The sequence below is a fragment of the Streptomyces sp. NPDC096205 genome, assembly GCF_044763135.1.
Lineage (GTDB): Bacteria > Actinomycetota > Actinomycetes > Streptomycetales > Streptomycetaceae > Streptomyces.
Genome location: NZ_JBIWFS010000007.1, coordinates 14,595 through 35,298, shown reverse-complemented (window position 1 = coordinate 35,298; position 20,704 = coordinate 14,595). Strand labels below are relative to the sequence as shown.

Below are 20,704 nucleotides of genomic sequence, written 5' to 3'. Positions count from 1 at the left end.
TTCACGGGGCAGTCAGGGCCGGAGATGTACGTCCGAGAAGGAGGAAATCATGGGTTCCAAGCCTCGTGGCGGGACCAGATGGAAGCGGTTCGCTGTGGTCATGGTGCCCAGCGTCGCCGCGGCCGCAGCGGTCGGCGTGGGTCTGGCGCAGGGTGCGCTCGCCGCGTCGTTCGCCGTCTCCGGCCAGCAGTTCAAGGTGCGCGCCGGTCACCTCGAAGGTGACGGCTTCGCGCAGTACGGCGGTGTCGACGAGGGTTACACCGACATCAGTGGTTCCAAGACCACCAAGCGTCCGGTCGCGATCTCGACGTTCGAACACGCCGAGATCAACGACATGTGCCAGTCGCTGAAGACGGACATCCCGCTCCTGGGCACCATCTACATGCGTCTGGACGCGGGTCGCAAGGACCCCGTCATCGCGGACCAGCTGTACCTCGACATCGCCCAGCTCGACGCCGACGCCACCTTCAAGGGCATCGACATCGGTGTGGCCGTCAAGGACCAGAACAAGGGTCCTGCCGTCAAGGACAAGGGTGTGCTGCCGGGCGGCTTCGCCCAGCAGGCGGACAAGGCGATCCTCGACGACGCCAAGCAGACGGCGTGGGCCACCACCGCCGGCACGTTCAAGCTGAGCGGTCTGAGCCTGCGGCTCGGCACCGACTCCAAGATGGAGTGCTTCTGAGCCTCCGTCGCGCGGGTACCCACCGGTACTTGAGCTGACCGCCGGGCGGGGAAGCCACGGCTTCCCCGCCCGACCGGACTCCTCGTCCGGTGCGGGAGCACCGGGCACCGCTCTTCGCGCGCCGACCTCGAACTCTCCACGGCGACAGCGCCGGTACGTACTTCCCCCGGATCCAGGGAGCTGTTTTTCCATGAGTGCCGAGACTCCGGTCCAGAGCGCCGGGGCCTTCACCCGGACGCGACTGCGGTTCCGCGCCTGGCGGGGCGACCGGCCTTTCTGGGCGGGCCTGTTCACGCTGCTCGGCGGTGTGCCGATCGCCTACTTCCCGTACGCCACCCTCAAGCTCGGCCATATCTCCATCGCGATGGCGACCACGGCCGGTGCGGGCTCCCTGATCATCGGTGTCCTTCTGGTCACGCTCGGCCTGACCATGTGGTTCCAGCAGGCCACCCGCATCTTCGCGGGCGTCGCCTCGATCGTGCTGGCGCTGGTCTCGCTGGTGGTGTCCAACATCGGCGGCTTCGTGATCGGCTTCCTGCTGGCCCTGATCGGCGGCGCGCTCGCGCTGTCCTGGGCGCCGGGCGAGGAGAGCGCCCAGTCCAAGGCCGCCAAGGCCAAGGACGAGGCCGCCGACGCCATGCTGGCAGCCACTGCGGCCGCCTCGCCGGTCCGCCGCGAGCCGCAGGCCGCCGAGGAAGGCGCGGGTGCCGTGCCCGGTCCGCGAGAGCACAGCGAGGACGTCGTGCCCGACAACGACAACGGGAGGCACCGTGCCGGCTGAGCCGCAGGGCGCGGACGACGTCGCGGCCGAGCCGCGCATCAGATCAGGGCCGCGGCACGCGGCCCCCAAGAAGCCGCTCCTGACCCGACTTCACATGCCCACGGGCCGTGCCATCGCGCTGGCCGCGATGCCCACCGCCGTCCTCATGGGCGTCGGCATGGGCCCCCTCGCCCAGGCCGACGGCCAGGACCCCAAGCGGCTGACGGCCGAGGAGTACCAGGCCTGCGTGGAGGCCCTCGAGGTCGCCCAGGACGGCGCGGACGGGGCCGACAAGAGCGCCGAGCCCTCCGTGACGCCGTCCCCGAGCGCCTCGGAGACCGCGGACGACGGTTCCGCCGACGGCGGTTCCACGGACGGCGGTTCCACGGACGGGGGTTCGACCGACACCGACACCGGCTCCGGCGACACCGGTTCCGACACCGGCACGGACACCGGCTCCGGCACGGACACCCCCGCGCCGACCCCGACGACCGAGGCACCCGAGCAGCCGGCCGGCTCCACGGACACGGACGCAGGCCAGCAGTCCGCCGAGCCCGCCCCGTCCGAGAGCGAGACCAGCAACCCGCTGGACCCGCTGGGCATCGGGGACGCGCTCGGCGACCTCCTCACCGGCGGTGAGGAAGAGGCCCCGGCACCGGCTCCCTCCACCGCCACGCCCACGCCCACGGCGACCCCGAGCGCGTCGGACACCGATGCCCCGGACCCCGTCCAGTCGGCGAAGGACACCGTCGAGGACACGACCGGGACCGTCGAGGATACGGCCGAGGACGTCACGGACACGGTCGACGAGGCCGGCGACAAGGCCGAGGAGGCCGCCTCCGAGGCGCCCTCCGCCACGGCCACGCCCAGCCCGTCCGCCTCCGAGAGCGCGGACCCCGAGGACTGCCCGGTCGCCACCGACGCCGAGGGCGAGTACGCCAACGCACCGCAGCTGCCCGACCGGCCCTGGCGCCTGGAGGCCAGCTCCCTGCTCCTCAAGGGCGCCGACTACCAGGGCATCGTCGAGGTGCGCACCGCCAACGGCACGGTGAAGAAGGTGCTGAAGTACGTCATCAGCGACGGCACCGAGATCGGCGACCTGCACCAGCTCGTCAAGGACGAGGACGGCGGCAAGACCTACCACGTCCAGGCCGCCAAGGGGTCGAAGTCGACCATCACCAACGGCAAGACGACCATGTACACGGAGAAGATATCGGGCAAGCTGTTCGGCCTGATCCCGGTCACGTTCAGCCCGGAGAGCCCGCCGCCGCTGAACATCCCGCTGATCTACTTCACCGACGTCGAGGTCACCCAGGCCGGCCAGTTCGGCGGCGACCTGCACGTCCCCGGGCTGCACCAGTTCATCACGGACTGAGAGCCCGCAAGGCCACTCCGGGAGCCGCGGAGAACACCGAGGGCGCCCCCTCTCCAAGAGAAGGGGCGCCCTCGGTGTCGTATGCCCTGAGGGGCGTCAGTCGCGCTCGCCGCCGCCGAGGTGGTGGACGCGGACCATGTTGGTGGTGCCGGGCACGCCGGGGGGCGAGCCGGCGGTGATCACGACGGTGTCGCCGTCGGCGAAGCGGCCCAGGCGGACCATCTCCTGGTCCACCAGGTCGACCATCTCGTCGGTGCTGTTGACGAACGGCACGACGTGCGGCTCCACGCCCCAGCTGAGCGCCAGCTGGTTGCGGGTGCCCTCGTCCGTGGTGAACGCGATGATCGGCTGGGCGGCGCGGTAGCGGGAGAGCCGGCGGGCGGTGTCACCGGACTGCGTGAAGGCGACGAGGCCCTTGCCGCCGAGGAAGTCGGCGATCTCGCAGGCGGCGCGGGCCACCGAACCGCCCTGCGTGCGCGGCTTCTTGCCCGGGACCAGCGGCTGCAGGCCCTTGCTCATCAGCTCCTGCTCGGCCGCGGTGACGATCTTCGACATCGTCTTGACGGTCTCGATCGGGTACGCGCCCACGCTCGACTCGGCGGACAGCATGACCGCGTCGGCGCCGTCCAGGATCGCGTTGGCCACGTCGGAGGCCTCGGCGCGGGTCGGCCGGGAGTTGGTGATCATCGACTCCATCATCTGGGTCGCCACGATCACCGGCTTGGCGTTGCGGCGGCACAGCTCGATGAGGCGCTTCTGCACCATGGGGACCTTCTCGAGGGGGTACTCGACGGCCAGGTCGCCACGGGCCACCATCACGGCGTCGAACGCCGCGACGACGTCCTCCATGTTCTGCACCGCCTGGGGCTTCTCCACCTTGGCGATGACGGGGACGCGGCGGCCCTCCTCGTCCATGACGCGGTGGACGTCGGCGACGTCCTTGGCGTCCCGGACGAAGGACAGCGCGACCAGGTCGCAGCCCATGCGGAGCGCGAAGCGGAGGTCCTCGATGTCCTTCTCGCTGAGCGCGGGCACGTTGACGGCCGCGCCGGGCAGGTTGATGCCCTTGTGGTCGGAGATGACGCCGCCCTCGATGACGATCGTCCGCACCCGCGGGCCCTCGACGTCCAGGACCTTCAGCTCGACGTTGCCGTCGTTGATCAGGACCTGGTCGCCGCGCGAGACGTCGCCGGGCAGGCCCTTGTAGGTGGTGCCGCAGATCGTCTTGTCGCCCGGGACGTCCTCGGTGGTGATGGTGAACTCGTCACCGCGCACCAGCTCGACGGGGCCCTCGGCGAATGTCTCGAGACGGATCTTGGGGCCCTGGAGGTCGGCGAGGACACCGATGGCCCGGCCGGTCTCCTTGGCGGCGGCCCGGAGCCGGTCGTACCGGCCCTGGTGCTCGGCGTGCGTGCCATGACTGAAGTTGAAGCGGGCCACGTTCATGCCGGCCTCGATCAGCGACACGAGCTGTTCGTGGGAGTCGACCGCGGGGCCGAGAGTACAGACGATTTTCGAACGGCGCATGAGGCGATCCTATCGGTTTGTTTCGCTCCGGAATATTCCGTCTGGCGGAAGATACAAATGAGTGCCCTTTTGCTCAGGTGGGCTTAACTGTTCTTTCCGACCAGTGCGTAGGTCTGCGTCGCGATCTCCAGTTCTTCATCCGTCGGCACCACCGCGACGGCGACACGCGCGTCCTCGGGCGAAATCAGCCGCGGCTCGTCCCCGCGTACGGCGTTCAGCTCGCCGTCGACCGCCAGGCCCAGCTCCGCCAGGCCCGCGACGGCGGCCTCCCGCACCTCGGCCGCGTTCTCGCCGACCCCGGCGGTGAACGCGACCGCGTCCACCCGGCCGAGAACGGCGTAATAGGCGCCGATGTACTTCTTCAACCGGTGAATGTAGATGTCGAAGGCGAGGCGCGCCTGTTCGTCGCCCTCCTCGATCCGCCGGCGGATCTCCCGCATGTCGTTGTCACCGCACAGCCCGATCAGCCCGCTCTTCTTGTTGAGAAGAGTGTCGATCTCGTCGGCGGACATTTCACCGACACGCATCAAATGGAAGATGACGGCCGGGTCGACATCTCCGGAGCGTGTACCCATCACCAGCCCCTCCAAGGGCGTCAGCCCCATGGAGGTGTCCACGCACACCCCGCCCCGTACGGCGGAGGCGGACGCGCCGTTGCCGAGGTGCAGCACGATCACGTTGACGTCCTCGGGCGCCCTGCCCAGCAGCTTCGCCGTCGCCCGGGAGACATAGGCGTGCGAGGTGCCGTGGAAGCCGTAGCGGCGGACGCGGTGCTGGTCGGCCGTCTCCACGTCGATGGCGTAGCGGGCCGCCGACTCCGGCATCGTCGTGTGGAACGCGGTGTCGAACACGGCGACCTGCGGCAGGTCCGGGCGCAGATGCTGGGCGGTGCGGATGCCGGTGAGGTTGGCCGGGTTGTGCAGCGGGGCGACCGGGATGAGCCGCTCGATCTCGGCGAGGACGGTGTCGTCGATGACGGTCGGCTCGGTGAAGTGCTTGCCGCCGTGCACCACCCGGTGGCCGATGGCCGCCAGCTCCGGGGAGTCCAGGCCCAGGCCGTCCTTGGCCAGCTCGGCCGCCACCGCCTTCAGTGCCGCGTCGTGGTCGGCGATCGGGCCGGTCCACTCGCGGGTCTCGCCGCCGCCGGCCAGGGGCGTGTGCTTGAGCCGGGAGGTCTGCTCGCCGATGCGCTCGACGAGGCCCATCGCCAGCCGGCTGCTGTCGCGCATGTCGAGCAGCTGGTACTTCACCGACGAGGAGCCGGAGTTGAGGACGAGGACACGGGTGGAGCTCACTGGGCGGAAACCTTCTCGCTCGGGTTCTGGGCCTGGATCGCCGTGATGGCGACGGTGTTGACGATGTCCTGGACGAGCGCGCCCCGGGACAGGTCGTTGACGGGCTTGCGCAGACCCTGCAGCACCGGGCCGACGGCGATCGCGCCGGCCGAGCGCTGCACGGCCTTGTAGGTGTTGTTGCCGGTGTTGAGGTCCGGGAAGATCAGAACCGTCGCCTGTCCGGCCACGTCCGACTCCGGCAGCTTGGTCGCCGCCACGGTCGGCTCCACGGCCGCGTCGTACTGGATCGGACCCTCGATCTTCAGGTCGGGCCGGCGCGCGCGCACCAGCTCGGTCGCCTCACGCACCTTGTCCACGTCCGCGCCCGAGCCCGACGTGCCGGTCGAGTACGACAGCATCGCGATCCGCGGCTCCACCCCGAACTGCGCGGCCGTCGCCGCCGCCTGGACGGCGATGTCCGCGAGCTGCTCGGCGTCCGGGTCCGGGTTGACCGCGCAGTCGCCGTAGACGAGGACCTTGTCGGCCAGGCACATGAAGAACACCGAGGACACGATCGAGGCGTCCGGCTTGGTCTTGATGATCTCGAAGGCCGGCCGGATGGTCGCCGCGGTGGAGTGCACCGAGCCCGACACCATGCCGTCGGCGAGGCCTTCCTGGACCATCAGCGTGCCGAAGTAGTTCACGTCCGAGACGACGTCGTACGCCAGCTCGACCGTGACGCCCTTGTGGGCGCGGAACTGGGCGTACTTCTCGGCGAAGGAGTCGCGCAGCTCGCTGGTCGCCGGGTCGATCAGCTGGGAGTCGCCGAGGTCGATGCCGAGGTCGGCGGCCTTCTTGCGGATCTGGTCCTCGGGGCCGAGCAGCGTCAGATCGCAGACGCCCCGGCGCAGCAGCACCTCGGCCGCGTGCAGCACCCGCGCCTCGGTGCCCTCCGGCAGCACGACCCGGCGCCTGTCGGAGCGGGCCTGCTCCAGCAGCTTGTGCTCGAACATCATCGGGGTGACCCGGTCGGAGCTGGGCGCCGAGACGCGCCGGGCGAGGTCGGCGGTGTCGACGTACCGCTCGAACAGGCCGAGCGCGGTCTCCGCCTTGCGCGGGGTGGCCGCGTTGAGCTTGCCCTCCAGGGAGAACAGCTGCTCGGCGGTGGGGAAGCTGTTGCCGGACACCGACAGCACCGGCGTGCCCGGGGCGAGGCGGGCGGCGAGGGTGAGGACCTCGTCGCTGGGCACCTCGTCGAGGGTGAGGAGCATGCCGGCTATCGGCGGGGTGCCCGCGCTGTGCGCGGCGAGCGAGCCGATGACCAGGTCGGCCCGGTCCCCGGGGGTGACGACCATGCAGCCCGGGGTCAGGGCGCCCAGGAAGTTCGGCAGCATCGCGCCGCCGAACACGAACCCGAGCGCGTCCCGCGCCAGCCCCGAGTCGTCGCCGAGCAGCACCTTCGCGCCGAGGGTCTGGGCGATCTGGGAGACCGTCGGCGCGGACAGCGCGGGCTCGTCCGGCACCACGTAACAGGGCACCGGCAGCCGGGAGGCCAGTTTGTCGGCGATCAGCTCGCGGTCCTCGCGGTCCACCCGGTTGGCGACCATCGCCAGCACGTCACAGCCCAGGGTGTCGTAGGCGCGGTAGGCGTTGCGGGTCTCGGCGCGCACCGACTCGGCCGGCTGTTTGCGGCCGCCCACCACCGGGATGACCGAGGCGCCGAACTCGTTGGCCAGACGCGCGTTGAGGGCCAGCTCGTCCGGCAGCTGGGTGTCGGCGAAGTCGGTGCCGAGGACCAGGACGACGTCGTAGTCGCGGGCCACCGCGTGGAAGCGGTCCACCAGCACCGACACCAGCTCGTCCGTGCCCTGCTCGGCCTGGAGCGCGGACGCCTCGTGGTAGTCCATGCCGTAGACCGTCGCCGGGTCCTGGGAGAGCCGGTAGCGGGCGCGCAGCAGCTCGAAGAGCCGGTCCGGGCCGTCGTGGACGAGAGGGCGGAAGACACCCACCCGGTCGACCTGCCGGGTCAGGAGTTCCATGACCCCCAGCTCGACGACCTGGCGGCCGTCGCCGCGGTCGATACCGGTCACGTACACGCTGCGCGTCACGCGTGCTCTCCGTTTCATGGGTGATGTTTCGTGGGCGGTGTTGGGCGGGTGGTGTCCTGTGGGTGGTGTGTCGATGCCCTGGGCCTGCCCGCCGGGCTGTCATAAAAATCGCCCACCGAGGTGAGCAGAACCCTCTTGACAATACCTCCCTCGATAGATAAGGCGCCCGTCAAGTGTGGAGGCGGCAGCGCACTGTGGGACGTGGAACAATCGGAACCGGCTCACCGGAACCACAGCGAGCAGGAGACACAGCACGATGCGTATCGGAGTTCTCACCGCAGGCGGCGACTGCCCCGGCCTGAACGCAGTGATCCGGTCGGTCGTGCACCGAGCGGTCGACAATTACGGCGACGAGGTCATCGGCTTCGAGGACGGCTACGCGGGCCTGCTGGACGGCCGCTACCGCACCCTCGACCTGAACGCGGTCAGCGGCATCCTCGCCCGTGGCGGCACCATCCTCGGCTCCTCCCGTCTCGAGCGCGACCGCTTCCGCGCGGCCTGCGACAACGCCAAGGAGCTCATCGAGAAGAGCGGCTTCGACGCCCTCATCCCGATCGGCGGCGAGGGCACCCTGACCGCCGCCCGCATGCTGTCCGACGCGGGCGTGCCCGTCGTCGGCGTGCCGAAGACCATCGACAACGACATCTCCTCCACCGACCGCACCTTCGGCTTCGACACCGCCGTCGGCGTCGCGACCGAGGCCATGGACCGGCTGAAGACGACCGCCGAGTCCCACCAGCGGGTGATGGTCGTCGAGGTGATGGGCCGCCACGCCGGCTGGATCGCCCTGGAGTCCGGCATGGCCGGCGGCGCCCACGGCATCTGCCTGCCCGAGCGACCCTTCGACCCCGCCGACCTGGTGAAGATGGTCGAGGAGCGCTTCGCCCGCGGCAAGAAGTTCGCCGTCATCTGCGTCGCCGAGGGGGCCCACCCCGCCGAAGGCACCATGGACTACGGCAAGGGCGCCATAGACCAGTTCGGCCACGAGCGCTTCCAGGGCATCGGCACCGCCCTCGCCCACGAGCTGGAGCGCCGCCTAGGCAAGGAGGCCAAGCCGGTCATCCTCGGCCACGTCCAGCGCGGCGGCACCCCCACCGCGTACGACCGTGTCCTCGCCACCCGCTTCGGCTGGCACGCCGTCGAGGCCGCGCACCGGGGCGACTTCGGCCGGATGACCGCGCTGCGGGGCACCGACGTCGTGATGGTGCCGCTGGCGGAGGCGGTCACCGAGCTGAAGACCGTACCGAAGGACCGGATGGACGAGGCGGAGTCGGTCTTCTAGGAGCCTTCGAGGCCGTGCCGGTAGGAGCCTTCAAGGCCGTCCGGCTAGTACGCCGAGCTGTTCTCGACGGCCGTCCAGAACCGCTCGACGATCCGGTCCAGGAAGTCGCGGCCGGCATCCCGTGAGTCGTCGGCCGCGTTGCCGCCCGCCCAGCTGAGGGTGGCGACCATCTGGCCCTGGTACTCCTGGTGCAGCGCCTGGAGCGTGTGCTCCAGGTGGCGCCGCTCCAGCGGCACGATCTTGCCCACGGGCCGCACGTACGCCTGCCAGCGCGTGGCGACCGCGCTGCGCAGCAGCTCGCCGAGCTTGCCCTCGCGCCCCGTGACGGTCACCAGGTCCGGCAGCGACAGCTCCAGCACCTCCGCGAGCGCGGCGGCCTGCCGGTCCGTGCCCCGCCACTGGCCGGTGTCCTCCATCCGCAGATACACGTCGAGGTCGTGCCCGACGGCCCGCGCGACGTCCTCCGGGGCCAGCGCGCGGGCGATGCGGTGCTCCTTCAGGGTCCGCGCCCGCCCGATGAGCTCGCCCGGCGAGCACCACAGCACACCCGCGAGCGCGGTGAGCTCCGGATTGCTCGGGCTGAGCGTCCCGCGCTCCCAGGCGATCACGAGGTCGGGTGTCACATAGGGCAGGCCGTACGACGCACGCAGCCCGTAGGCGACGTGCTCGGGGCCCATGCCGAGCGCGGCTCGGAGTCTGCGGGCGGCCGGGGCGTTGAAGGGCGGACCGGGGTGGTTCGGCTGAGCTGAGGGTTGGCGCACGGGACCTCAAGCTAGAGGTGTGACGGCCCTGGTGACTACGGTCTGTTCGGCCACAATCACGCATTGTATGAACGTACGGTTTTCCCCGCCACGCAGTGTTACTCACGGGTCACCCCTTGACGGCTCCTCCCAGGGCGAAGCCTCCGCCGAGCCGCCGGGCGATCAGCACGTACAGCAGGATCACCGGCGTGGAGTAGACGATCGAGAACGCCGCGAGCTGACCATAGGCGACCATGCCACGATTTCCGAAGAACTCGTTGATGCTCACCGACGCCGGCATCTGGTCCGGGGTGAGCAGCAGCATGAACGGGACGAAGAAGTTCCCCCACATCATCACGAACGAGAAGACGGTCACGACGGCCACCCCGGGCCCCATCAACGGCAGCACGATCCTGATGAGGGACTGCGCCGCGGACGCCCCGTCGGTCCACGCCGCCTCCTCCAGCTCCTTCGGCACGCCGTCCATGAAGTTCTTCATCAGCCAGACGGCGAACGGCAGTTGGGAGGCGGCGAAGAACAGGATCACCCCGTACATGGTGTCGATCAGATCGACCCGCACATACAGCGCGTACACCGGCACCATGACCGCCGTCACCGGCAGACTCGTCGCGAACAGGATCGTCAGCAGGAACGGCCGGTTCAGCCGGGACCGGAACCGCGACAGCGGATACGCCGCGACGGCCGCGCAGGCCACGGTCAGCGCGGTCGCCCCACCGCACAGGAGCAGGCTGTTGAGCAGCGGCGTGAAGGTGATCTCGTCGGTCCAGATGGCGTCGAAGTGCTCCAGCGTGAGCCCGTCGGGCGCCTTCACCTTCAGGTCGGCGCGCGGATCGAAGGCGGAGAGCACCACCCAGGCGAGCGGCAGCGCGAACGCGGCGGCGAACAGCAACAGGCCGGCGTCGGCGGCGAGACGGCGTCGTGCGCGGGCCATGTCTCTCAGACCTCCGTCCGCAGCAGCCGCAGATACAGGACCGAGAACAGCGAACCGACCAGCAACAGCAGCAGGGCCACCGCCGTGCCGTACCCGATCAGGCTGTTCTGGAAAGCCTGTTCGTACATGAACAGCGGCAGCGTCTGCGACTTGCCGCCGGGCCCGCCGCGGGTCATCACCCAGATCAGCCCGAAAACGGACAGCGTCTGCAGTGTGTTCAGCATCAGGTTCGTGCCGATCGAGCGGCGGATCATCGGCAGCGTGATGTGCCACGCCCGCCGCCAGCCTCCGGCCCCGTCCATCTCGGCGGCCTCCTCGATCTCCCGCGGGATGTCGTTCAGCGCCGCCGAATAGACGAGCATCGAGAACGCCGTCCCGCGCCAGACGTTGGCGAAGGACACCGCGAGGACGGGGAGGCTGAACAGCCAGTTCTGGGCAGGCAGACGGAGCAGGCCGAGGACGGCGTTCAGGGTGCCCTGGTCCCGGAAGAACGCGTACAGCAGAAACCCGGCCACCACCTCCGGCAGCACCCACGCCGTGACGACGATCCCTCCGGTGAGGGTCCGCACGGGCCTGGAGGCCCGCCGCATCAGCCCGGCCAGCACCAGCCCCAGGGTGTTCTGGCCGACCAGCGAGGACAGCACGGTGAACACCAGCGTCAGCCATACGGCGTTCAGGAACGCCTCGTCCTGGAACGCCGTACGGAAGTTCTCCAGGCCGACGAAGGAGGACTCGGCCTGGCCGGTGAGCTGGAGGTCGGTGAAGGCGATGTAGACGCAGTAGGCGAGGGGGCCGCCGAGGAAGAGGAGAAGCAGGACCACGGCGGGGGAGAGGGGGAGAAGCCGGACGAGCGAGCGGCCTCTCACCGGGCGGTCACCTGGTCGTCGGTGATCTCCTTCAGGGCCTGGTCGTACGCGCGCGCGGCCTCGTCCACGGACTTGTCGCCGGTCGTCACCCCTTCCATCGCCTCCTGGATCGCCACCGACACCCGCGGATACGCCGGGTACGCCGGCCGGTAGTGGGTGCTGGCGACCAGCTCGGTGAAGAACGCGATACCGGGCTGCGCCTCGGCGTAGGCGGGGTCGGCGGCGACGTCCTCGCGGACGGCGATGCCGGAGTTGGCGACGTACCACTTCTGGGCGTTCGCCTTCGTCTGCATCGTCTTGACGAACTCGAAGGCGAGGTCCGGGTTGGCGGCCTTGGCGGGGATCGCCCAGGTCCAGCCGCCGGACATGCTCACCTTGCCCGGTGCCTGCCCGGCTTGCGTCGGCATGGCGGCCAGGCCGAGCTTCTGCGACCACTCGGGCCATGCGTGCCCGGCACCGGGGAGCCAGTCCTGCGGGAGCCAGGAGCCGTCGAGGTCGATCGCGAGCTTGCCCTTGGGCAGGAGATCGCCGCGCACGATGGTCTGGATGTTGGGGTCGAGCGCGGTGGACACGTCCGGGCCGAGCTTCTCCTTGTAGACGGTCTCGACGAAGGCGAGCGCGTCCTCGAAGCCCTGACTGTTCACGACCCACTTCTTCGTGGCGGGGTCGTAGAGGGGGTCCTGCCCTGTCCCGTAGAGCAGCATCTCGAAGCCCTGCATGGTGGCGGCCTCGCCCGCGGGCTTGCCGGTGTAGATGTTGAGCGGGATGACATCGGGGACCCGCTGTTTGACGGTCCGGGCCGCGTCGAGGACGTCGTCCCAGGTCTTCGGCTGCCAGTCGGCGGGCAGGCCCGCCTCGGCGAAGATCCCCTTGTCGAACCACAGACCCCGGGTGTCCGTCCCGTCCGGTACGCCGTACGTCTTCCCGTCCTCGGCCTTCGCCGCCTGCTTGGCCGTGTCGATGAACTGCTCCCAGTCCGGCCACTTGGCGAGGTACGGGTCGAGCGGCTTGAGATAGCCGCTGGTGATGTCCGAGTTGATGAGGAAGGTGTCCTCGTAGACCAGATCGGGAGCCGTCTTGGGGGAGCGGAGCATCTGCTGGAGCTTGGTGTAGTACTCCGAGTCCGGCGCCTTGATCGGCACGAACTCCACCTTCTTGCCCGGGTGTTGCCTCTCGAACTGCTTCTTCACGTCCGCGAGGTAGTCGTCCATCACCCGGACCGAGTTGTCCGTGGACTGCTTGAAGGAGACCTTCAGGGTGTCGGGGTCACTTCCGGAGCCGCTGCCGCACGCGGTGAGGGTGGCGGCTGTCAGGGCGACGACCGTGGTCAATAACACGGTGGGGCGGACACGCACGGGCAGACCTCCTGCGGACTCACTTCTTTGTGGCCGGGGATGGGTGCGTGGTGAACGTAAACGCGTGGGGTGGTCAGGTCAATGCATCTGCGGCGGATGGGGGCATGGACTGTCCCTCTAGTGCTGCCGCTTGCCGGTGACGGGTCCGTGGAAGGTGGCGCCCCGGAAGTCGATGTGGTCGCCTCCGTACGTCGATCCTGGATGCGGCCCCTCCTCGGGGACCGAACTCCCCTGCGGCCGGTGCCTGCGCAGGACCGCGACCGCCACCGACGCGGCCTGCGCGGCAGCCGACTCCTGCGAACCCCGCCCGTCGGCCGCGGACTTCGCCGCATCCGCGTGGTCGCTGATGCCCCGCACGACCAGGGCGTGCAGCTGGCCGTTGAGGTGGGCGGCCTGGACCGCGCCCACACCCTCCATCTCGATGGCGGCGGCGTCGTTGTAGTGCTCCCGCAGATGCCGGGCGATGTCCGACTCGGCATCCGCCAGGACGACATCCCCCGAGGCGATCGGCTTGAAGTGCGCCCGTACGCCGTCCATGTCCCGCACCGCGGAACGCGCGGCGCTCAGCAAGGCGTTCGACACCGGCCAGGCCTCGGGGCGCACCTCGAAGCCGGTCGGGGTCAGCTTGCCGCCGTGGATGCCGTACACCTTCGTGCCGATGACGACGTCCCCGAGGCCGATGTCCCTCTTGAGGCTGCCCGCCACCCCGACGAACAGCACCGCCTCCGGCTCCAGCCAGTCGATGATCCGCGTGGTGAGCGAGGCGGCCGTCCTGGTGCCCTCACCCAGCTCCGCGAGGGCGACCTGCCAGTCGGTGCCGGGCAGCCGGCCCACCTCGACGCGGGTTCCGTCGCGGTGGACGCGCTCCTCCCGCTCCGGGACGTACGGCCGTACGGCGGCGTACTCCAGCGCGAGCGCGGTCAGGACGACGACGGTGTGGTCTCTGGGCGGCACCCCCTTAAAGTACTGCCAAGGGGTCCGGGGGAAGGGGGCGTCGGCGATGGCCGAGCGTGAACGGGACGTCAGCGTCGGGCAGTTGCTGCTCGCCGAGTACCAGACCGTCAAGGACGAGCAGAAGACCCGCATCGGTTTCCGCGACAACCTCCTCTACGTCACCCTCGCCGCGGCCGCCGCCGTCATCGCCGCCGCGGCCCAGGCCAGGCAGCCGGCGATGCTGCTCGCCCTGCCGCCGGTGTGCGTCGTGCTCGGATGGACGTACCTCGTCAACGACGAGAAGATCTCGGCGATAGGGCTGTATGTGCGGGACGAGCTGGGTCCTCGGCTGGCGGCCCAAGTGCCCGGCACCGGCGGTGGGTTCTCGACCTTCGGGTGGGAGGCGTACCACCGCCGTGACGCGCGGCGCAGGTCCCGCAAGGCGATCCAGTGCGTGGTGGACCTGGTGGCCTTCTGCGCGGTGCCGCTGGCCGCGCTGGTCGTCTTCTGGGTGAGCGGGGAGGGCGGCGTCCTGATGGTCGTGCTGTCCGTCCTTGAGGCCCTCGCGGTGGTCGGGCTCGGCGTGCAGGTCGTGCTGTACACGAGGCCGGCGGGACCGGCGCTGACTCCGCCGTGACGCCGTACCGTTGGTGCGCATGAACGCGGCTTTACAGGCGGCTTTGGCGGCCCTGGAGGAGGGCGCGGCTGGCTCCGCCGGGCAGCGGGCGGTGGAGGAACTGGCCGGGCTGCTGGGCGCGGGCGGCTCGATGCAGGCGCTCGCCGAGGCCGCGGGCCGTCCGGAGGGGCGCGAGGCGGTGCGGGCCTGGGGTGACCGGGTCGCGGACCTGCTCGACGGAGACCCGCAGGTCGCCGGTGCCGTCGCGGCCGCCATGGAGCGGCATACGCCCGGCAGCGCGGCCGCCTGGTACCGCGGTGACCACACCGACTTCCGGGGCGGGGTCTTCCTGCGCGAGGTGATCGGCCTCCAGGTCGTGGTCCACCAGGCCGCCGCCGCGCCGGAGGCCCTGGCCTCGCTGCCGCCGCGGCCCGGTGGGTTCACCGGGCGGGGCGAGGAGACCGCCGAGCTGCTGCGGGCGCTGGACGACTCCGCCGCGGTGCTGGTGACCGCCGTGTCGGGGCTGGGCGGGATCGGGAAGACCGCGCTGGCCGTGGAGGTCGCGCATCAGGTGTGCGGCGAGGGCCGTTTCCCGGGCGGCGTGCTGTTCGTCGACCTGCACGGGTACGACGACGAGCCGGTCAGCGCCGACCAGGCGTTGCAGTCTCTGCTGCGGGCGCTGGGGGTGCCGCCGGAGCACATTCCCGCGACGGCGGACGACCGGGCGGCGCTGTATCGCTCGGTGCTGGCCCGGCGGGGGCCGGTGCTGTTGCTGGCCGACAACGCGTCGTCGCCGGATCAGGTGCGGCCGTTGTTGCCGGGGGAGGGTCGGCATCGGGTGCTGGTCACGTCCCGGGACCGGCTGACCCAACTGGGGGCGCGCCTGGTGCCGTTGGATCAGCTCACGCTCGAGGCGGCGCAGGAGCTCCTCGATCTCGCGCTGAGGATCGCCGAGCCCGAGGACGGCAGGGCCGCCGACGATCCGGCTGCGGCCGGGCGCCTCGCTGCCCTCTGCGGTTACCTGCCGCTGGCCCTGCAGATCGCTGCCGCGCTGCTGACGGAGGACCTCGACATGCCGGTCGCGGAGCTGGTCGGCGAGCTGGAGGCATCGCACGACCGGCTGTCCCACCTCGACGACGGCGAGCGCAGCGTCCGCGCGGCCTTCGAGCTGTCGTATCGCCGTCTGCCTCCCGAACAGGCTCGTCTGCTGCGGCTGTTGGCTCTCGCACCGGGGCCGGAGGTGAGCGACGAGGTCGCTGCCGCGCTGATGGGGGCCGAGGCTCCTCCGCTGCCGGAGCTGAGGGCGCTGGCTCGTGCGCATCTCGTCGAGCGGGGAAGTGGGCGGGGGTGGTGGCGGTTGCACGACCTGGTGCGGGTGTTCGGGGCGGGCGTAGTGGCGGCCGAAGAGGGGCCGGCTGCGCGGGAGCGGGTCCTGCGGTACTACCGCCGGTGGGCCGATGCGGCCGATCAGCGGCTCCGGTGGCTGCCGGGGCAAGCGGAGCCGGAGCGGTTCGCCGACCGTCGACAGGCGTTGTCGTGGCTGGACGCGGAACGGGCGGGTTTGGTGGCGGCGGCCTTGTGGGCGCGAGAGGAGCGGTTCTCCGTCACGGCGGGGCAGCTGGCTCTGTGCCTGGGGGAGTATCTCGACTGGCGGCGGTACTTCGACGACAAGATCACGATTTTCCGTGTCGCGCAGGAGGCGGCCTTCCGCGCAGGGGCCCAGGTGCGTGAGGCCGGCGCTTGGTGCAACCTCGGCATCGCCTTGCTGCGTGCGGGCCAGGTGGAGGACGCCGTCGATGCTCTTGCCCGGGCCCGCGACCTGTTCGAGGCTGCCGGAAAGTGCCGGGGCGCGGCCATGGCATGGGACAACCTCGGCCTGGCCGTGTGCGAGGCGGACCGGGTGGACGAAGCGGTCGAGGCCCATACCCGGGCCCGCGACCTGTTTCGAGCCGCCAAGGACAGCCACGGCGAGGCCATGGCGTGGAACAACCTGGGCCTCGCACTGCGGGCGGCGGGCCGGGTGGGGAAGGCGATCGACGCCCACACCCGGGCTCAGGGCCTGCATGAGGCTGCCGGGGACCGCCTGCGGGAGGCCAGGGCGTGGCACAACCTCGCCATTGCCCTGCGCGAGGCGGGGCGGACGAGAGAGGCGATCGAGGCGTTCGGCCACGCACTGAAGACCTTTCAGCAGTTCGAGGACTGGCACCGGGCAGGCCACTCGCTCATCGGCCTGGCCGTCATCCACGAGCACGCCGACCGCCCCGCTCAAGCCCGTACGTTCTGGCTCCAGGCCGTCGACGCCTATACCCGAGCCAATGCCGTCGCCGAAGTCGCCCGGGCCCAACGGCATGCCTCCAGGCTCACCTCCCCCACCGATAGACCAACTCCGGCCGCCCCACCTGCCCGTACAACGGACTCCGCCCGGCCCGCCCCGCCTCCACCAGGTGCTCCAGATACCGCCGGGCAGTGATCCGAGAGATCCCCACCGCCTCGGCGACCCCCGCCGCGGTGAGCCCCTCCGACGCCTCGCGCAGAGCGACGGTCACCCGCTCCAGGGTCGGCGCGCTCAGCCCCTTCGGCAGGGCGGCGGGCCCAGGTGCGCGAAGCGTCGCCAGGGCCCGGTCGACCTCGTCCTGGCCGCTCGCCTCACCGGCGGCCCCGCGGAACTCGGCGTACCGTACGAGCCGGTCCCGTAGCGTCGCGAAAGTGAAGGGCTTGAGGACGTACTGGACGACCCCCAGCGACACGCCCTCCCGTACGACGGCCAGATCCCGGGCCGAGGTGACCGCGATGACGTCGGCGTGAAGGCCGGCCGCCCGCAGGGAACGGGCCAGTTGGAGACCGTGCACGTCCGGCAGGTGCAGGTCCAGCAGCAGGAGGTCCACCGGGGTGCGCTCCAGCGCCCGCCGGGCCTCCGCGCCCGTGTGCGCCTTCCCGACCGCGACGAACCCCGGCACCCGGCCGACGTACATCACATGCGCGTCGGCGGCCACGGGGTCGTCCTCCACGACCAGCACGCGGATGGGAGCCACGCCCGTCACGCCGTACCTCCTCTCACCGGCGCCGTGCGCAGCGGCAGGCGTACCTCGAACGACGCCCCACCGCCGGGGGCCTCCGTCACCGTCAGGGTCCCTTCGTGCCGGTGCACGGCCTGCCGGACCAGGGCCAGTCCCAGGCCCCGGCCCCCCGGTCCGGCCGGCTTCGTGGTGTAGCCGCGCTGGAAGACCAGCTCGGCCTGCGCGGGGTCCACCCCGGCCCCCGTGTCCGACACGCGCAGCACCAGCTCCGCGGCGCCCGACGTGTACGCCGCCACCGTCACGCGCGCCGGCACCCCGCCCTGCGCCGCGTCGACGGCGTTGTCGATCAGGTTGCCGAGGATGGTCACCAGGTCACGGGCCGGCAGGGACGAGGGCAGGAGGCCGTCGTCGAGGAAGCTGTCCTCCGACACCACCAGCTCCACGCCCCGCTCGTTGGCCTGCGCGGTCTTGCCCAGGAGCAGGGCCGCCAGGACGGGTTCGCCGACCGCCGCGACGACCTGGTCGGTCAGCGCCTGCGCCAGCTCCAGCTCGGCCGTCGCGAAGTCCGCGGCCTCCTCCGCCCGGCCCAGTTCGATCAGCGACACGACCGTGTGCAGACGGTTGGCCGCCTCGTGGGCCTGGGAGCGCAGTGCCTGGGTGAAGCCGCGTTCGGAGTCCAGTTCGCCCATCAGGGACTGGAGTTCGGTGACGTCCCGCAGGGTCACCACCGTGCCCCGGCGCTCGCCGCCCGACACCGGCGAGGTGTTCACCACCAGCACCCGGTCCGCCGTCGGATGCACCTCGTCGACGCGCGGCTCGGACGACAGCAGCGCGCCCGTCAGCGGCGCGGGCAGCCGCAGGTCGGCGACCGACCGGCCGACCACCTCGCCGGACACCCCGAGCAGCTCGCGCCCGCCGTCGTTGATCAGCGCCACCCGATACTGCCCGTCCAGCATCAGCAGCCCCTCGCGTACGGCGTGCAGCGCGGCCTGGTGGTAGTCGTGCATGCGGCTCAGCTCGGCGGCGTTCATGCCGTGGGTGTGGCGGCGGAGCCGGGCGTTGACGACGTAGGTGCCGATCGCGCCCAGGGCGAGGGCGCCGGCCGCGACGCCGACGAGCGCGGTGAGCTGGTCGGAGACGCGCCTGCTGATGGCCTCGACCTTGATGCCGGCGCTGACCAGGCCGATGACCTGGCCGCCCTCCAGCACCGGGGTGACCGCACGCACGGACGGGCCGAGGGTGCCGGTGTAGGTCTCGGTGAAGGCCCGGCCGCGCTGGGCGGGGGCGATATGGCCGAGGAACCGTTTCCCTATCTGCCGCTCGTCGGGGTGGGTCCAGCGGATGCCCCGCGGGTTCATGATCGTGACGAAGTCGACGTCGGCGTCCCGCATCACCGCCACGGCGTACGGCTGGAGCTGCGCGGTCGGGTCGGAGGTGCGGATCGCCGCGTGCACCGAGGGGGCGTCGGCGACGGCGCGGGCCACCGCCATGGCCTGCCGGCCCGCGGCCTCCTCGGCCTGGCTGCGGTCGCCGGCGTACGTGAACAGCGCGTATCCCGCGACGACGACCGCGAGCAGCACGGCCTGCACGGCGAACAGCTGGCCGGCCAGGCTGCGGGGTCTCGGGAGGCGGGGGCGCATGCCGTCAGTGTGCCTCCACGCCCCGCCGCCGGGTAAATGCCTGTCACGCGTGAACTCAATGAACGTAAAGGTGACCGCCCTCACATGCCGGGAGATAGTCACGGCATTCCTCAAATTCGCCCGGACGTGAGCCGCACGCCGGTGATGCCGACGACGACGTCAAGGAGGGCAGCCGTGGCCGCCAGAACCCTCGAAACGGCACCCGCAGTGAAACGGGACCGCACGCACTACCTCTACATCGCGGTGATCGTCGCGGTCGCCCTCGGTATCACCGTGGGTCTGATCGCCCCCGACTTCGCGGTCGAGCTGAAGCCCATCGGCACCGGGTTCGTGAACCTGATCAAGATGATGATCTCGCCGATCATCTTCTGCACGATCGTGCTGGGCATCGGGTCGGTGCGCAAGGCCGCCAAGGTCGGCGCGGTCGGCGGGATCGCGCTCGTCTACTTCCTCGCGATGTCGCTGGTGGCGCTCGCCATCGGTCTGGCCGTCGGCAACATCCTGGAGCCGGGCACCGGCCTCGCGGTGACCGACGCGGTCAAGGAGACCGGCCAGGCGCAGGTGTCGCCGGAGGCGAAGGACACCACCGAGTTCCTGCTCGGCATCATCCCGACGACCATCGTCTCCGCCTTCACCCAGGGCGAGGTGCTCCAGACGCTGCTGATCGCGCTGCTCGTGGGCTTCGCGCTGCAGGCCATGGGCTCCGCCGGGCAGCCGATCCTGCGCGGCGTCGAGCACATCCAGCGGCTGGTCTTCCGGGTGCTCGCGATGGTGATGTGGGCGGCCCCGATCGGTGCGTTCGGCGCCATCGCGGCCGTCACCGGCTCGGCGGGACTCGACGCGCTCAAGAGCCTGGCCGTGCTGATGCTCGGCTTCTACGTCACCTGCTTCCTGTTCGTCTTCGTCGTCCTCGGCGCGCTGCTCCGGGTGGTCGCCGGGCTGAACATCCTCACCCTGTTCAAGTACCTGGGCCGGGAGTTCCTGCTGATCCTGTCGACGTCGTCGTCGGAGTCCGCACTGCCGCGCCTCATCGCGAAGATGGAGCACCTCGGCGTCAGCAAGCCGGTGGTCGGCATCACCGTCCCGACCGGGTACTCCTTCAACCTCGACGGCACCATGATCTACATGACCATGGCCTCGCTGTTCATCGCCGACGCCATGGGGACGCCGATGTCCCTCGGCGAGCAGATCCCGCTGCTGCTGTTCCTGCTGGTCGCCTCCAAGGGCGCGGCCGGTGTCACCGGCGCGGGCCTGGCCACGCTGGCCGGCGGCCTCCAGTCGCACAAGCCCGCCCTGGTGGACGGCATCGGCCTGATCGTCGGCATCGACCGCTTCATGAGCGAGGCCCGCGCCCTGACGAACTTCGCGGGCAACGCGGTCGCCACCGTGCTGGTCGGCACCTGGACCAAGGAGATCGACAAGGAGCGCGTCTTCGAGGTCCTCGCGGGCCGGCTGCCCTTCGACGAGGAGACCCTCCTGGACGACCACGCGTCGGCCCCCGCGGAGGTGCCGGACCAGCGCGAGGAGCTGGCCAAGGCCTGACCTGCCCGCCCTCCGAGCCACCGGACGCCCGGCCC

17 protein-coding genes are annotated in these 20,704 nt (G+C 70.8%); 7 read left to right on the top strand and 10 right to left on the bottom strand.

Annotation, left to right across the window (positions count from 1 at the left end; translation table 11 throughout):
- Positions 1 to 49: 49 nt before the first annotated feature.
- The 3 genes from ACIQ6Y_RS24995 (at position 50) to ACIQ6Y_RS24985 (ending at position 2,817) form a co-directional block, all read left to right on the top strand.
- Positions 50 to 682, top strand: coding sequence for a DUF6230 family protein (locus tag ACIQ6Y_RS24995; protein ID WP_404042202.1), 633 nt, complete (start codon positions 50 to 52; stop codon positions 680 to 682).
- 190 nt (positions 683 to 872) lie between these two features.
- Positions 873 to 1,463, top strand: a complete 591-nt coding sequence (locus tag ACIQ6Y_RS24990; RefSeq protein WP_404042201.1) for a DUF6114 domain-containing protein — start codon at positions 873 to 875, stop codon at positions 1,461 to 1,463.
- Positions 1,453 to 2,817, top strand: a complete 1,365-nt coding sequence (locus ACIQ6Y_RS24985) for a hypothetical protein (protein WP_404042200.1) — start codon at positions 1,453 to 1,455, stop codon at positions 2,815 to 2,817. The genes ACIQ6Y_RS24990 and ACIQ6Y_RS24985 overlap by 11 nt, the downstream gene beginning before the upstream one ends.
- A 96-nt stretch (positions 2,818 to 2,913) precedes the next feature.
- Here ACIQ6Y_RS24985 and pyk read toward each other — a convergent pair whose 3' ends face one another.
- From pyk to pta, 3 genes are all read right to left on the bottom strand, one after another.
- Positions 2,914 to 4,344: a pyruvate kinase gene (gene pyk, locus ACIQ6Y_RS24980; protein WP_404042199.1), complete on the bottom strand. Its 1,431-nt coding sequence runs from the start codon at positions 4,342 to 4,344 to the stop codon at positions 2,914 to 2,916.
- 83 nt (positions 4,345 to 4,427) lie between these two features.
- Positions 4,428 to 5,639, bottom strand: a complete 1,212-nt coding sequence (locus ACIQ6Y_RS24975; protein ID WP_404042198.1) for an acetate kinase — start codon at positions 5,637 to 5,639, stop codon at positions 4,428 to 4,430.
- Positions 5,636 to 7,726: a phosphate acetyltransferase gene (pta, locus tag ACIQ6Y_RS24970; RefSeq protein WP_404042197.1), complete on the bottom strand. Its 2,091-nt coding sequence runs from the start codon at positions 7,724 to 7,726 to the stop codon at positions 5,636 to 5,638. Before pta ends, ACIQ6Y_RS24975 begins: the two co-directional genes overlap by 4 nt.
- A 256-nt stretch (positions 7,727 to 7,982) precedes the next feature.
- On the opposite strand from pta, the gene ACIQ6Y_RS24965 reads away from it, so the two are divergent.
- On the top strand, positions 7,983 to 9,008 hold the full coding sequence (locus tag ACIQ6Y_RS24965; RefSeq protein ID WP_404042196.1) for an ATP-dependent 6-phosphofructokinase: 1,026 nt from the start codon (positions 7,983 to 7,985) through the stop codon (positions 9,006 to 9,008).
- A gap of 44 nt (positions 9,009 to 9,052) precedes the next feature.
- Here ACIQ6Y_RS24965 and ACIQ6Y_RS24960 read toward each other — a convergent pair whose 3' ends face one another.
- From ACIQ6Y_RS24960 to ACIQ6Y_RS24940, 5 genes are all read right to left on the bottom strand, one after another.
- Complete coding sequence (locus ACIQ6Y_RS24960) at positions 9,053 to 9,769, bottom strand: helix-turn-helix domain-containing protein (RefSeq protein WP_404042195.1); 717 nt, start codon at positions 9,767 to 9,769, stop codon at positions 9,053 to 9,055.
- Positions 9,770 to 9,878: 109 nt separating this feature from the next.
- Positions 9,879 to 10,700 (bottom strand): carbohydrate ABC transporter permease, encoded by an 822-nt coding sequence (locus ACIQ6Y_RS24955; protein ID WP_404042194.1) that lies wholly within the window; start codon positions 10,698 to 10,700, stop codon positions 9,879 to 9,881.
- A 5-nt stretch (positions 10,701 to 10,705) separates the two neighbouring features.
- Positions 10,706 to 11,566: a carbohydrate ABC transporter permease gene (locus ACIQ6Y_RS24950; RefSeq protein WP_404042193.1), complete on the bottom strand. Its 861-nt coding sequence runs from the start codon at positions 11,564 to 11,566 to the stop codon at positions 10,706 to 10,708.
- A complete protein-coding gene (locus tag ACIQ6Y_RS24945; RefSeq protein WP_404042192.1) occupies positions 11,563 to 12,921 on the bottom strand; it encodes an ABC transporter substrate-binding protein in 1,359 nt (452 codons plus the stop codon). Before ACIQ6Y_RS24945 ends, ACIQ6Y_RS24950 begins: the two co-directional genes overlap by 4 nt.
- 117 nt (positions 12,922 to 13,038) lie before the next feature.
- A complete protein-coding gene (locus tag ACIQ6Y_RS24940) occupies positions 13,039 to 13,875 on the bottom strand; it encodes a 5'-methylthioadenosine/S-adenosylhomocysteine nucleosidase (protein WP_404042191.1) in 837 nt (278 codons plus the stop codon).
- Between the two features lie 46 nt (positions 13,876 to 13,921).
- Between ACIQ6Y_RS24940 and ACIQ6Y_RS24935 the strand changes: the two genes are divergently transcribed.
- Both ACIQ6Y_RS24935 and ACIQ6Y_RS24930 read left to right on the top strand, forming a co-directional pair.
- Entirely contained in the window at positions 13,922 to 14,491 is a 570-nt protein-coding gene (locus tag ACIQ6Y_RS24935) for a hypothetical protein (RefSeq protein WP_404042190.1), read from the top strand.
- Between the two features lie 19 nt (positions 14,492 to 14,510).
- Positions 14,511 to 16,940, top strand: coding sequence for an ATP-binding protein (locus tag ACIQ6Y_RS24930; protein ID WP_404042189.1), 2,430 nt, complete (start codon positions 14,511 to 14,513; stop codon positions 16,938 to 16,940).
- Here the strand turns inward: ACIQ6Y_RS24930 and ACIQ6Y_RS24925 are convergent.
- Both ACIQ6Y_RS24925 and ACIQ6Y_RS24920 read right to left on the bottom strand, forming a co-directional pair.
- On the bottom strand, positions 16,831 to 17,511 hold the full coding sequence (locus ACIQ6Y_RS24925; protein WP_404042188.1) for a response regulator: 681 nt from the start codon (positions 17,509 to 17,511) through the stop codon (positions 16,831 to 16,833). The genes ACIQ6Y_RS24930 and ACIQ6Y_RS24925 overlap by 110 nt on opposite strands.
- The gene (locus ACIQ6Y_RS24920) at positions 17,508 to 19,127 is read right to left on the bottom strand and encodes an ATP-binding protein (protein ID WP_404042187.1); all 1,620 of its coding nucleotides are present in this window, start codon (positions 19,125 to 19,127) and stop codon (positions 17,508 to 17,510) included. The genes ACIQ6Y_RS24925 and ACIQ6Y_RS24920 overlap by 4 nt, the downstream gene beginning before the upstream one ends.
- A gap of 144 nt (positions 19,128 to 19,271) precedes the next feature.
- Here ACIQ6Y_RS24920 and ACIQ6Y_RS24915 point away from each other — a divergent pair, with 144 nt between their 5' ends.
- Positions 19,272 to 20,669, top strand: coding sequence for a cation:dicarboxylate symporter family transporter (locus ACIQ6Y_RS24915; protein WP_404042629.1), 1,398 nt, complete (start codon positions 19,272 to 19,274; stop codon positions 20,667 to 20,669).
- Positions 20,670 to 20,704: the final 35 nt, after the last annotated feature.